The 13,548-nt window shown below is 60.5% G+C and carries 9 protein-coding genes; 1 reads left to right on the top strand and 8 read right to left on the bottom strand.

Going from position 1 to position 13,548, the window contains the following annotated elements; translation table 11 throughout:
* Positions 1-234: 234 nt before the first annotated feature.
* The 4 genes from recQ to L1P08_RS04160 all read right to left on the bottom strand — a co-directional run bounded on the left by recQ (position 235) and on the right by L1P08_RS04160 (position 5,046).
* Positions 235-2,013, bottom strand: a complete 1,779-nt coding sequence (gene recQ / locus L1P08_RS04145) for a DNA helicase RecQ (RefSeq protein ID WP_303618739.1) — start codon at positions 2,011-2,013, stop codon at positions 235-237.
* Positions 2,014-2,127: 114 nt separating this feature from the next.
* Complete coding sequence (gene der, locus L1P08_RS04150) at positions 2,128-3,552, bottom strand: ribosome biogenesis GTPase Der (protein ID WP_303618740.1); 1,425 nt, start codon at positions 3,550-3,552, stop codon at positions 2,128-2,130.
* 36 nt (positions 3,553-3,588) lie between these two features.
* Entirely contained in the window at positions 3,589-4,305 is a 717-nt protein-coding gene (locus L1P08_RS04155) for a tetratricopeptide repeat protein (protein WP_303618741.1), read from the bottom strand.
* A gap of 171 nt (positions 4,306-4,476) precedes the next feature.
* A complete protein-coding gene (locus tag L1P08_RS04160; protein WP_303618742.1) occupies positions 4,477-5,046 on the bottom strand; it encodes an NnrU family protein in 570 nt (189 codons plus the stop codon).
* 142 nt (positions 5,047-5,188) lie between these two features.
* Between L1P08_RS04160 and L1P08_RS04165 the strand changes: the two genes are divergently transcribed.
* Positions 5,189-5,953 (top strand): polysaccharide deacetylase family protein, encoded by a 765-nt coding sequence (locus L1P08_RS04165; protein ID WP_303618743.1) that lies wholly within the window; start codon positions 5,189-5,191, stop codon positions 5,951-5,953.
* Positions 5,954-5,989: 36 nt separating this feature from the next.
* Here the strand turns inward: L1P08_RS04165 and L1P08_RS04170 are convergent, their stop codons facing one another.
* The 4 genes from L1P08_RS04170 to L1P08_RS04185 form a co-directional block, all read right to left on the bottom strand.
* Entirely contained in the window at positions 5,990-9,124 is a 3,135-nt protein-coding gene (locus L1P08_RS04170) for an efflux RND transporter permease subunit (protein ID WP_303618744.1), read from the bottom strand.
* Between the two features lie 2 nt (positions 9,125-9,126).
* Complete coding sequence (locus L1P08_RS04175; RefSeq protein ID WP_303618745.1) at positions 9,127-10,359, bottom strand: efflux RND transporter periplasmic adaptor subunit; 1,233 nt, start codon at positions 10,357-10,359, stop codon at positions 9,127-9,129.
* A gap of 41 nt (positions 10,360-10,400) precedes the next feature.
* Positions 10,401-10,859, bottom strand: coding sequence for a GbsR/MarR family transcriptional regulator (locus tag L1P08_RS04180; protein WP_303618746.1), 459 nt, complete (start codon positions 10,857-10,859; stop codon positions 10,401-10,403).
* A 76-nt stretch (positions 10,860-10,935) separates the two neighbouring features.
* On the bottom strand, positions 10,936-13,545 hold the full coding sequence (locus L1P08_RS04185) for a hybrid sensor histidine kinase/response regulator (protein WP_303618747.1): 2,610 nt from the start codon (positions 13,543-13,545) through the stop codon (positions 10,936-10,938).
* Positions 13,546-13,548 lie beyond the last annotated feature (3 nt).

The raw sequence follows: 13,548 nt of genomic DNA on the forward strand, positions 1-13,548 counted from the left end.
CATGCGGCGCCGATTTTTTTGCAGGCTGGAGAGTTGTTCCGAACCCATATCGTCATGCTCGGGCTTGACCCGAGCACCCATACGATCGTGCCCGGGGAGACTGCCGGGCGTTGGGTGCACTGACCCGCCCGTCGACGTGTATCAACCAGGGATCATGGGCCCTCGGGTCAAGCCCGAGGGTGACGACAGGTGGGAGGTGACAACCCATCAGGCTGCCCCCTCTCCCCATGCTTCTCATGCCTCGGCGATCACCGCCAGAAATGCCGCGCCGAACCGTTCCAGCTTGCGTTCGCCCACACCGTGTATTTCGGTCATGGCATGGCTGTCGCGCGGGCGCTTGGCGGCCATGTCGATCAGGGTGCGGTCGGCGAAAATTACATAGGCAGGCACGCCCGCTTCGGCGGCCAGCTCGCGGCGCTTGGCCTTCAACGCTGTCAGCAATGGCGCATCCGCCTCGTCCAGTTCTGCCGGCGCACTGCTGCCGCGCCGCGCGCGGGCCACTTTCAGGGTATCGCGCCGGATATGGAAATCGCGCTTGCCGCGCAGCAATTCCCAGCCCTCTTCCGTCATCCGCCAGCCTCCAAAGGCCGGATCAACAGCGGCAAGCCCGGCGGCATAGATCTGGCGGAAGACGCCGCGCCATTGCCCCTTGTCAAATTCGGTGCCGATACCAAATGTCGGCAATTGGTCGTGACCCAGTTCAACCACCCGTTCGGTCGCATCGCCACACAGAATGGCAATCAGGTGTTCCAGCCCGAACCGCTCACCGGTCCGCGCGACTGCCGAAAGCGCCTTTTGCGCCGGCACCGTGCCCTCAATCATTTCCGGCGGAGATTTGCACAAATCGCAATTGCCGCAAGGCGGGCTGGCTTCGTTGAAATAGGCCAGAAGCGTCTGCCGGCGGCACACAGGGGCTTCGGCAATAGCCAGCAGGGCATTGAGCCGCAAATGGTCGGCGCGCTTGCGCTCGACCGGCGCATCGCCTTCATCGATCTGGCGACGGCGCAGCTTGATGTCATCCACGCCATAAAGCGTCAGCGTGCTCGCGGGCAGCCCGTCGCGCCCGGCACGGCCGATCTCCTGATAATAGCTTTCAACGGTCGCTGGCAGGTCGGCATGGGCGACAAAGCGTACATCCGGCTTGTCCACCCCCATGCCAAAGGCAACTGTTGCCGTCATGATCACGCCGTCCTCGTTCGAGAACCGGTCCTGATTTTCCTGACGCGTTTCTGTTGGCAATCCAGCATGATAGGGCAAGGCGTTAAAGCCCTTCGCGACCAGATACGCGGCGAGGTCCTCAACCTTGCGGCGCGAGGCACAATAAACAATGCCCGATTGCCCGGCATGTTTGGCGGCAAAATCGGCGATCTGGCTGCGCGAACCACTTTTGGGGCCGAACGCCAGAAACAGGTTGGGCCGGTCAAAGCCATGCAGAAATTCGCGCGGCGGCGCGGCGAACAGTTTGGCAATGATCTCCTTGCGGGTTTCCGTGTCGGCAGTCGCCGTAAAAGCCGCAATTTGGGGATTGCCCAGCGCTTCGCGCAATTCGCCAATGCGCAGGTAGTCGGGGCGGAAATCATGACCCCACTGGCTGACACAATGGGCCTCATCGATGGCCAGCATGGTGATATTGGCATGGGCGAGAATGGCATTGGCGCTGCTTAAGCGTTCCGGTGCCATATACAGCAACTTTAGCCGGTTCTCCCGCAGGGCGGCAAAAATCTCGTCGCGCTCTTCTTCCGAAGAGTTCGAGTTCAAGGCTCCGGCGGCAATGCCGTTTTGCTTGAGATAGGCCACCTGATCGCGCATCAGCGCAATCAGCGGCGAGATGACCAGCGTCACCCCTTCCCGGCGCAGCGCGGGCAATTGATAGCACAGCGATTTGCCGCCCCCGGTTGGCATGATGGCCAGCACGTCATTGCCACCCAAAATGGCCTCAACAATGTCCTGCTGTCCCGCCCGGAAACTATCATAGCCAAATACGGATTTAAGAAGCGCGTGAGTTTGCTGCATGCGGGCCTGACCTAGCGGGGAATCGCCCGAATTCTAGCGGGTTTTAGCCGTCCCGTCAGGCCGCATGCGCCGGTTCGCGCGATGTTTTCACCGCGCGTGCGTCGTGTCTCACTGCTATTTCTTGCGGCCCTTGGGGGCAAAGGGGTTGTCGCCGCCGCGCACCCAGAGCCGGATCGGCGCACCCGGCAGGTCAAACGTTTCGCGCAAGCCGTTGACGATATAGCGCTGATAGGCTGTCGGCAGGGCATCGGGGCGCGAACAGAACACCACGAAACTGGGCGGGCGTGATTTGGCCTGGGTGATATAGCGCAGCTTGAGGCGGCGGCCGGAAACGGCGGGGGGCGGATGCCCTTCCACCATGCCGGTCAGCCAGCGGTTGAGCCTTGCTGTGGAAATGCGGGCGTTCCAGACCTTTTCAATCTCGAAAATCGCATCCATCAACCGGGGAATATTCGTGCCCTTGAGGCCGGACAGGGTCACCAGCGGAATGCCGCGCATCTGCGGCAACAGCCGTGTGCAGGCCTCCTTGAGATGGGCCAGCGTTGCCGACTTGTCTTCCACCAGATCCCATTTGTTGACCGCAATGATCAGCGCCCGGCCCTCGCGCTCAACCAGTGAGGCAAGCTGCAGGTCCTGCTTTTCAAACGGCATGGTCGCATCGAGCATCAGCACAACGATTTCAGCATACTGGATCGAGCGCAGCGAATCCGAGACGGCCAGCTTTTCCAGCTTTTGCTGCACGCGGGCGCGGCGGCGGATACCGGCGGTATCAACCAGATTGATCACCCGCCCTTCCCATTCCCAGGGCACCAGAATGGAATCGCGGGTAATCCCCGCTTCCGGGCCAGTGAGCAGACGCTCTTCGCCAACCAGCCGGTTGATCAGTGTCGATTTCCCGGCATTGGGCCGGCCGACGATTGCAACATTGAGAAAGCGGCTGGGGTTCCAGCGCAGTTCCTCTTCATCACCATCCACCTCGTCCGTCACATCGACATTGATTTCCGGCATCCGGTCGGTGACCAGTTCGGCGGCACCCGTTTCAACCGCTTCCACGGCTTCGGCAACGATATTGTAGAGATCGCCCAGTCCCTCGCCATGTTCGGCAGACAGGGGCACCGGTTCGCCAAAGCCAAGCGAGAAGGCTTCCATCAGCCCGGCCTGCGCTGCCTTGCCTTCTGCCTTGTTGGCAATCAGGTGAACGCGCTTGTTGGCCTTGCGCAGCAGCTGGGCAAAGCGCTCATCAAGCGGGGTGACGCCAGCGCGGGCATCAATCATGAACAGGATGACTTCGGCCTCGGCAATTGCCGCTTCCGTTTGCAGGCGCATGCGCGCCTCCAGGCTGTCATCGCTCACATCTTCGAAACCTGCCGTATCGAGCAGGCGAAAACGCAGTTCGGAAATCCGGCCTTCCGCCTCGCGGCGGTCGCGGGTGACGCCCGGTGTGTCATCGACAAGCGCAATCTTGCGCCCGACGAGACGATTAAACAGCGTCGACTTGCCAACATTGGGCCGGCCGACAATAGCTACAGTGACGCTCATCGGCGTTATCCTTGTGGCGCGGTCAGGGCAATGGCCCTATTCGGCAGGCGTGGCTTCGCTTGCGGCGGTATCGGGTGCCGCCACAGGTGCCGGATCAGCGGCCCCCTCGGCAATCAGCTGCGCCAAATAGAGCTGAATACGGCTAAGCGTTTCCATCGATCCCGTGGGATCGGCAATGATCTCTTCAAAGGTCGCCCGCGCCGCATCGATATCACCCGCCGCATACTGGGTCAGGCCCAGCGCTTCGCGTGCTGAATTGCGCATCGGATCTTCCGGTGCCAGCAATCCCGAGATACGCGACTGCACAGCACCAACATCACCAGCATCAACCAGAAGGTTGGCGGCCAGGACCAGTGCCAGGGCGCGCATGCGCTGATCAGGCAAATCGGTGGAGAGCGCGTCATAAGCTGCGACGGCTTCCTCAGTCTGCCCGTCACTGGCCAATAGTGCGGCCTGGCGGAACCGGGCCAGCAGCGGGTATTGGCCACTGCCCTCGGCGATGACCGTATTGAGGGCTTCCTCGGCAGCGGCAACGTCGCCGGCCTCGGCCAGTTCGACAGCGGTATAGAACTGGTCAGACGAGCGCGCCGCGTTCGACTTTTGCCACCAGCTCCAGCCCTCATTGCCGGCCACGAGCAGCACAATGGCCACGGCAGCACCGATCACATAAGGGGCCACACGGCGCCAAATGGAGCGCATCCGCTCCCGGCGCAGTTCCTCGTCGACTTCCGTGAAAATTGTTTCTTCTGACATTTATGGACCGCTGGCACTCTAAATTGTTGTATTTACGCTATTTTCTATCGATCCAGCACACACTGCAAGATCATTGGCGCATCGATTTCGGCGCACAATAGTGATGTGCTGCATGATTTGCAATTGAGCCCGTGCTGCGCGCACGTCAAACCGCTGGATTTACCGCCCGTCTCACCCCATCGGGGCGACACCGAACAGCCAGCGGTGCAGCCAAAGCGCGAAAATCACATAGGTGATCACGCCAATCACAACCGCCAGAATATCCCCCTTGATCGAGACAAAGGCGGGCGCAGGTTCGGGCCGGGCGGCGACGGCGACCCGGTTCCAGAGCGCATAGATCAGAAACGAACCAAAGACCATCAACGAGGCGAGATCACCATTGGCGAGCAGATGGGCAATCGACCAGAGAATGACCGCGAGCAGAAACGGGTGGCCGACAGCGGCCTTGATACGGCCCGTGGGCATATAGGCGGCAAAATTGAGAATAAAGGCCCCCAGCACCAGCAGCGCGGCGATATGCCGGCTCCAGTCGGGCGGAAAATAGAAGATCGGCGCTTCTTCACGATACTGCATCCAGCCCCAAACGATCAGGGCAAGGCCCGCCAGCGATGCCGCCGAATACATGCCTTTCCAGGGCCCCTCGCCCAAAGCCTCAATTTGCCGGTTTCTGAAATCCGGCTTCAGCATGCGCACGACATGCACGCCAAAGAAAACGAGAATTCCCAAAAGCAAATAAAGCATTGGTGCGACTCCGTTAATTGACGACCCTATAGGAACACGTGAACTAAATTTGTTCAATGTAGATGTCACCGACACGCGCGCGTTATATTCATGCGATTATTTTTATATTTTTTATCGCTGAGTTATCCGGATTGGAGCCTCAATGCCGACCGATAAACGTTTTGCTTTCCCCACACGCCGCACGCTGCTCCTGCACACCTCCGCACTCGCGCTGACGGCCGTAACAGGCGTTGCCTTTGCTGAAAAAAATGACAAACCGCTTGAACCGGGCCTGCGCATTGCGGCGGGCGATTCCGGGCCGCGCGGCATTGCAATCACACTCGATGCCTGTTCCGGCGGCATTGATCATCGCATTCTCGATGTTCTGATTGCCGAGCACATTCCGGTGACTTTATTTGTCACCGCCCGCTGGCTGGCGGCCAATCCCGATACATTTGCCCAGTTCCTCGCGCATCCTGACCTGTTCCAGATCGAAAATCATGGTGCAGAGCATATTCCGCCCGTCCTCGGCACCGAGAAGGTCTACGGCATCACCCCGGCGGGCACGCCTCAGGCCATTGCCGATGAGGTCTCGGGCGGCGAAGCGGCGCTCATGGCGGCTGGCGCGCCCCGCCCGCGCTGGTATCGCGGGGCCACGGCGCTTTACAGTCCCGATGCAATCCCGCTGATCCAGTCGCTCGGCTATGCCATTGCCGGGTTTTCACTCAATGCCGATTACGGGGCCAGCGCTTCGGCGGACACCGCGGAACAACGGATACGCAGCGCCCGGGATGGCGATGTGGTCATCGCCCATATCAACCAGCCCACCCGCGCGGCGGGCGAAGGCATTGCCCGGGGCCTTGTGGCGCTCAAGCGTGCAGGTGCGCATTTTGTGCGGCTGGACGCGGTGACACTGATCGGCGAATAGCGCCAGCGTGCCACCGCAACCGGATATGCCGGGCGGCTAGTGCGCCGCCGGTTGCGTCTCGCTGTCAGCTTCATGATCCGTTGGTGCCTTGGGCAGAAATCGGCGGGAAAACCTGGCGAAACTGTCGACATAAGTCAGCACCACCGGCACCACCACCAGCGTCAATACGGTCGAGCTGAGCAGGCCGCCAATCACCGCATGGGCCATGGGCGCATTCTGCCCGCTGCCCTCGTGGATATTGAGCGCCAGTGGCAGCATGCCGAAGATCATGGCGAGTGTGGTCATGATGATCGGGCGGAACCGGGTAACGCCGGCTTCAACCAGAGAATCGAACAGATTGATTCCCTCCCGCCGGTGCTGGTTGGCATTATCGACCAGCAGGATGGCATTCTTCACCACAAGGCCCATCAGCATGATAAAACCGATCATGGAATACATGTTCAGTGTACTGCCCCCCACCAGCAGCCCCAGCATGACCCCAATCAGCGCCAGCGGCAAAGCGAACATGATCGCAACGGGTTGCAGGAAACTGCCAAACTGTGAGGCGAGAACGAGATAGATGAAGATGACCGCCAGCAGCAATGCCGAGCCTGCGGCACCGATGGTCTCGTTCAACTGCTCGGCATCACCCCCGGCCCCCACGCGATAGCCCGTGGGCACGCTCAGGGAATCGACGGCTTTTTGCACATCGCCCATTACATCACCCAGCGCGGCCCCGGCCAGATTGGCGCTCACGCTGATCTGGCGGGCAAGATCCAGCCGGGAGATTTCCGAGGGGCCGGTTGAGCGCACGATTTCGGCGACCTGATCCAGCCGGACGGTGGACTGGCTGCCCGTCGCCCCGCTTTGGGAAATGGGCAGGCTGCCAAGGGCCGTCACGTCATCGCGGGCATATTCTGGCAGACGGACCACAACCGTGTAATTGTCGCCATCGGGCGTGGTCCAGTCCGTCACCTCTTCACCCCCCAGCATCGGGCGCAGCGTGGCCCCGATCTGGTTGAGGCTGACGCCCAGATCGCTGGCGGCATCGCGATTGATACGCACGCCGAGCACCGGCTGGGCGCTGTTGAGGCTGGTTTCGACATCGGCCAGCCCGTCAATTTGCTCAAGCTTGGCGGAAAGCTGTCTGGCGAGCCGTTCCAGAATGACAAAATCATCGCCATAGATCTGCACCTGCACGGGCGCGGAGACGCCGCCAAAACCACCGGCCGCACCGACATTATAGGTGATGCCGGGTATCTGTTTCAGTGCCGCGCGTACCGGCACCGTCATATCCTGCGGCGAGCGGTCGCGTTCCTCGGAATGGACCATGGTCACAACCACCGTCGCGCCATTCTGGCTGCCCCCTTGCGTATTGACCGTGGCATAGGTGCCCTCCACCTCGGGAAAACCCATCAGCACGTCATTGACCTGACGGACCTTGCTGGCGGTGTAATCGATCGAGGAGCCGACCGGTGATTCCAGATCAATCTGGAACTCGCCATTATCAACCGCCGGTGCGAATTCCACGCCCACCAGCGGGAACAGCGCAAAACTGCCCAGAAGCGCCGCCAGGGCAATCGCCAGCGTGGATTTCCGAAACTTCAAACTCAGCCGCAGCAAGCGGCGATAACCCCTGGTGACCCATTCAAAAAACCGGTCGAACTGCATCACCAGACGCCCCAGCGGCCCGCGTTTGGCGTCGGGTTCCGCTGCCGGATCATACCAGACACTGGACATCATCGGATCGAGGGTGAAGGCGACAAACAGCGAGATCAGCACCGCCACCGAAACGGTGACGCCAAACTGGAGAAAGAAGCGGCCCAGAATGCCATCCATGAACGCCACCGGCAAAAACACCGCAACAATGGAGAATGTGGTTGCCAGCACGGCAAGGCCGATTTCATCGGTACCCTCAAGCGCGGCCCGGCGATGGCTCTTGCCCATATGCAGGTGCCGCATGATATTTTCGCGCACCACAATGGCATCATCAATCAGCAGCCCGACCGCCAGCGAAAGCGCCATCAGGGTCATCATGTTCAACGTGAAGCCAAGGAAATAAAGCGCGATCATTGTGCCGATAATCGAGATCGGCAGGGTCAGGCCGGTAATGACCGTTGAACGCCATGAACTGAGAAACAGGAAAACGATCAGCACGGCAAGCGCCGCCCCCTCGATCAACATGTTCTGCACTGCATGAAAGGACTGCTCCACCGGGGCGGCATTGTCCCGCACAATCTCGATATGCACGCCCTCGGGCAATTCGCGCTCTTCGAGCTCGGCGATTGCCTTGCGGATCTCGCGGGCGACGCCCACGGTGTTCGCCCCTTGGGTTTTGACAACATCGACCGCCAGGGCCCGCTCGCCATTGAGCAGTGCCAGGCTGGAGGTGTCCGCCTGCCCCAGTTCGATTGTCGCCACATCGCCCAGCCGCACGGGCTGGCCGCCCTGACGGGTGATGATGATATCGAGGAATTCGCGCGCCTGCTCAATGCGGCCCTCAATCTGGATCGCCTGAACCTTGAGACCCTCCTCGATAGAACCTGCGGGCAGGTTCTGGTTTTCCTGACGGATGGCGGCGGTCACCTGCGCGACGCCAATATCAAAGGCATTCAACCTGTCAGGATCGATCAGCACGTTGAGCTGACGCGGCACCCCGCCCACAACGGTCGCGCGCCCCACACCCTGAATAACCGACAGTTTTGGCGAAATGACATCTTCGGTCAGGCTGGTCAGGTCCCGGGCCGAAAGGTTATCGGCACTCACAGCCAGAGACATGACCGGCAATTCACCCGGATCGAACCGCAGGATCTGGGGGTCCTTGGCATTTGTGGGGAAACCGGCGCTGATCGTCGCCAGCCGGTCGCGTACGCCCTGGGCGGCATCGGCGGAGTTGATCTCCATGTCAAACAGGATGATCACCATCGCCTGCCCCGACTGGGCGGTGGACTGGATGCTATCGATACCATTGATGGTGTTGACCGCATCCTCGATGGGTTTGACCACATCATTCTCAACCGCTTCGGGCGAGGCACCGGGATAGGAAACCACGACCGCGACAACTGGCAGGTCGATATCGGGCAATTGCTCGATCGGCAGCCGCTGGTAGGAGTAAATACCAAACACCAATAACGCCACCATGATCATGGTGGCAAAGACGGGGTGATCGACGCTGATTTTGGTGAGAAACATCTCTATTCCCCAACGACCTGCACGGCGTCGCCCGCGCGCAATTCAGGCAGGGAGGCGCTGACAATCACATCGCCTTCGACAAGGCCCTCGGTAATGCCGGCCAGCCGGCCACCCGCCCATTGCTGGTCGCTGGTCACGCTCTGGCGCACCAGTTGGCCATCGGCGATTTTGAGCACATAGGTCCCGCCGGGGTCCTCGCGCAGGGCAAGTGCGGGAACCGCCAGACCATCTTCACGCTCGGCAACAACAATCTGGCCGGTGGCAAACATGCCGCCGCGCAGCTGCTGATCGGCATTGTCGATCATGACATAGACCGGCAGCGCGCGCGTGCCTTCCAGCGCCACGGGGTTTATACGGTCGACCACGCCCTCAAACTGCGCCCCGTCAATGCCATCAACCTTGATGTAGACGCGCTGTCCGGGTTTCACCCGCGTGCCCGCGCCAACCGGCACAATGGCCTGCATTTCCATGCGGGCCAGATCAACCAGCGTCAAAATCGCGGCACCGGTGGACACGAGCTGTCCCGGCTCCACCATGCGGGTCGCCACCACACCATCAAACGGCGCGGTAATCGTGGCATTGGCGAGGGATATCTCTGCGGCTTCAATCTGGCCTTCCTGTGCGGCAAGATTGGCGGCAAGCGCATCCACATTGGATTGCCCCTGTTCGAGCACGGAATCGGAGGAGAGGCCCCGTTCGGACAAGGTGCGGGTACGGGCGAGTTGGCTGCGGGCCAGCTCAAGCTGGGCCCTTGTCGCATCGGCTGTGCTTTTTTGCTGCGCCAGCTGGATGGTCAGGTTCTCCACATCCACCTGCGCCAGCAGATCACCCTTGGCAACGCTGTCACCGGGCCGCACGGCGACGGTATCGATACGGCCAGAAACCTGTGACGACAATTGCGATTGCACACTCGGTTTGAGGGCACCGCTCACCTTGATCGTCTGCTCAAGATTCTGGCGGGCAATGGTTGTCACCTCCATCCCGTTGAGCTGCATGACTGTTGGTGTTTCGAGGCCCGCAACCTCGGGCTCTGGTGCCGGTTTCGGGGCGAAAACAATCCAGCCGACAATTGCCAACACAATCAGCGCCGCCACAATCAGGGGCCAGCGCCGCCTTTTAACCGGCAGGCCCTTGGCGCGACGCTCTGCGTTTTCGCGCTCGCGGGCATTCATGGCCCAGTCCGGCTTGCCATCATCATCTTTGCGGGTATCCGGAGAATTTGCATCTGCATTCATGTGAATGGCCCAATCATGGATGGTTGGAAGGCATTAAAATACTACCGCGGCTTACTGCCTGGTTGTGACTTGGCGGCCCATGCCGCGAAAACGTCGGCGGTTTCCCGATAAAATGCAACAAGTTCCCGCACCCGCGTCTTTGCGCCACTTTCATCCTCGGGAAAGTCCGCCTCGGCTTCGGCAATCTCTGTGGCAATACTGGCCATGCCCTCGCTGACCGTCTGGATCATCTGACGATATGGATCAGGCACAAGCTCGTAGAAATCCTGACGCACGCCTTTCCGGCTGGTCAGACGCAAAACGCCCCTGTTGGCAAGCAGGCGCGCATTGGTGCTGGCGCTGGCCTTGCTGATTTCCAGCCGTTCCGCAATTTCCTGCAGGCTGAAGGCACGCCCCTCAACAATCATCAGGCCGAATATGCGCCCGGCAATACGCGGCCCACCCTCGCCCTGGCTGACCAGGCCCATTTTCTCGATAAACTTGTCCGCAGCATCGTTCATATGGCGTCCCTTCGCGCAACCTGTACTGCGTTCGCTTTGTTCAATCAATACTGAACGTACTGGATGGTCGAAATATTTATGCCGTTGCAGTGTCCGCCCGTCGCTCCTGCGTCCCGGCTCTCAGGCAGCGCCGTAACGCCACGAATGTGTTGGCTGCAATATCGGCGACGGCTGCGCACTGGCTGGCAACCTGGTCACTTGCCTGCGTCTCGAGGGACGCCTCGATCTCGCGCAGGGCCTTTTCCAGTTTATGTGCTCCGAGAAACGCTGCCGTGCCCACCATTCGATGTGCTGTCTCTGCGGCGGCGCGGCGCTGATCATTGCGCATGTGCATCTCGATATCCCGCAGACCGGCGGCGAGTTCCGCTGAAAACATGTTGATTCGGGCTGCAAGCGTTTCTGCGGGCAAAATCCCGGCCAGTTCGCCAAATATATCGGGGTCGAACCATTCACCTGCGGCGATATTGATATCCGCCGCGTCCGCCTGCCATGTGTTCCAGCCTGGGTCCGAAAGCCCGGCAAGGATTTCCATCAATTTGTCCCGGCGCAGCGGTTTTAACAGGCAGCCGTCAAAGCCCGCCTTCTCATGCACCTGCCTTTTTTGAAAGGAGGTATGGGCCGTCAGGCCGATGATCGGCGTGCGGGTGGATGCGCCTCCCGCGCTCTTGATCGCTTTGGTCGCCTCTATCCCGTCAACGCCCGGCATGCTGACATCCATCAGGATGAGGTCGAAACGGCGCGCGTTTGCAAGCCGAATGCCTTCGGTGCCATTTGCGGCCTCAACCACCACACAGTCCTGTTGGGCGAGCATATGGCTGACAATAAGCCGGTTGGTGTCATTGTCTTCAACAACCAGAACGGCAGCGCCCTGCCCGGCATTGTCTGCCCCGCGCGTGGCGACAGGTTGCAGTTCAGTCGCCGCCGGGGCGATCTGCATGGGCAGTTCCACCGTGAACACGCTGCCCTCACCCGGAGCGCTGGCCAATTTTATATTGCCGCCCATCCCCTCAATAAGCCGTCGCGTAATTCCCAGCCCCAGCCCGACGCCCATAGCGGGGCGATTAAACGAGGGATCCAGTGTCACGAAGTCGTCGAAAATCCGCTGCTGATCCGCCAGATCAATGCCAATCCCGTCATCCGCGACAATCAGTTTGACGATGGGGCGGCCTCCGGGACGCCTTTTTTCGGTGATCGATACGGTCACATGGCCGCCCGGGCTGAATTTTACCGCATTGCTGATCAGGTTCAGCAGGATCTGGCGCAGGCGCACCGGGTCGCTGAGCAAAGGCTGATCACGAAGATCGGCCTGCAACCGGATCGTGGTATCGCTATTGCGCGCGTCGGGCTGGCACAGGTCCACAACGTCCCCGGCCAGAGCCGGTACATCGAGCGGCTCCTCTGCAAAATGCAGCGTCCCCGCTTCAATGCGCGCAATGTCCAGAACATCATTGACGTGGTGCAGCAGGATTTCACTGGCATTTTCCGCCAGACCGACAAGCCGTTGCTGCTCGTCGGTTAGGCCGGTTTCCTGCAGGATTTGCAAGACGCCGATCACACCATTCAGCGGGGTGCGCATTTCATGGCTCATGACCGCCAGAAAGTCGGATTTCGCACGGTCAGCGGCCAGCGCCTTGTCGCGCGCCTCCACAATGGCCCGCTCGGCTTCACGGCGGCGGGAAATATCGCGGATATAGGCGATGTGAATCGGGCCGGTATCGCTTCTGGCCGCACCTACAGACAGTTCGGCGGCGAATTCCGTGCCATCCAAACGCCTGGCGCGGGAGACCAGACGCGGGATAACCCCCGGCCCGGCTGACAGCAATTTATCCAGCGCCGCGCGTTCCTCATCAGACAAGTCGGGTGCCATCAACCGGTCAACGAAGTCACTCCCCACCGCCTGATCGCGGTCAATGCCGAAAACGCGGATGGCGGCGGGATTGTATTCAACAATCCGTTTTTCGGCATCCGTCACGATGATCGGGTCCTGCGATGCATCAATGGTTTGCTTGAGACGGCTGCTGGCGCTGGCGATCTGTTCGGATTTACGCACCGATATCCTGTATTGCCGGAACAGAAAATAGATCGACACCCCCAGAGCCAGAACGAGAACAAGCCCGGCAAAAGCGGTTTGCAGCAGCAAAAGCGTGAAGGCGGACCGGCTTTCGTCAGAACGCTGGGCAAACAGGTCAACACCCGTCAGGGAAATCGCCCGCACTACAGGCAGCAAGGCGCGGAATTCTGCCGTCAGTTCCGCCACCGCCGACAGCAAGGCCGCATCCGGCCCGTCAATCACCGGGATGGCGGCATTGAGCGGCGCAATGATCAGCTTGATGTTCTGCCTGATGCTACTGTCATCGGCCACCGACCGCATGAACGCGCCCTGCTCCAGTGTGGTGACACGGCTATAGAAGGTATCGAAACGCCGCCGGAACTCAGGCAGGGCTTCGGCACCGCTATCGGCAACAGCCTCGCCACGCGACAGCAATACCAGAAGATCCACCTCCAGCTGCGACAAGGTCCAGTGCAGGTTGTCGCGCGGCGCGCTTTCCAGCGCTTTCAGTTCGGTTTTCACCTGCAATGCGAAATAGACGAACGCGCCGAGGAACAACAAACTCGCCAGAAAAAGCGCACAGATACGCGCGTTGCCCGTGGGACAAATCCTGGCGAATCCGGATCTGAGGGACACGGG

The sequence above is a fragment of the Mariluticola halotolerans genome (assembly GCF_021611515.1).
Lineage (GTDB): Bacteria > Pseudomonadota > Alphaproteobacteria > Rhizobiales > Devosiaceae > Mariluticola > Mariluticola halotolerans.

Coding starts and splice junctions, on each gene's coding strand:
- recQ (WP_303618739.1), bottom strand. CDS start 2,013: ATGCAGCAAACTCACGCGCTTCTTAAATCCGTATTTGGCTATGATAGT.
- L1P08_RS04180 (WP_303618746.1), bottom strand. CDS start 10,859: ATGAACGATGCTGCGGACAAGTTTATCGAGAAAATGGGCCTGGTCAGC.
- der (WP_303618740.1), bottom strand. CDS start 3,552: ATGAGCGTCACTGTAGCTATTGTCGGCCGGCCCAATGTTGGCAAGTCG.
- L1P08_RS04175 (WP_303618745.1), bottom strand. CDS start 10,359: ATGAATGCAGATGCAAATTCTCCGGATACCCGCAAAGATGATGATGGC.
- L1P08_RS04160 (WP_303618742.1), bottom strand. CDS start 5,046: ATGCTTTATTTGCTTTTGGGAATTCTCGTTTTCTTTGGCGTGCATGTC.
- L1P08_RS04170 (WP_303618744.1), bottom strand. CDS start 9,124: ATGTTTCTCACCAAAATCAGCGTCGATCACCCCGTCTTTGCCACCATG.
- L1P08_RS04165 (WP_303618743.1), top strand. CDS start 5,189: ATGCCGACCGATAAACGTTTTGCTTTCCCCACACGCCGCACGCTGCTC.
- L1P08_RS04155 (WP_303618741.1), bottom strand. CDS start 4,305: ATGTCAGAAGAAACAATTTTCACGGAAGTCGACGAGGAACTGCGCCGG.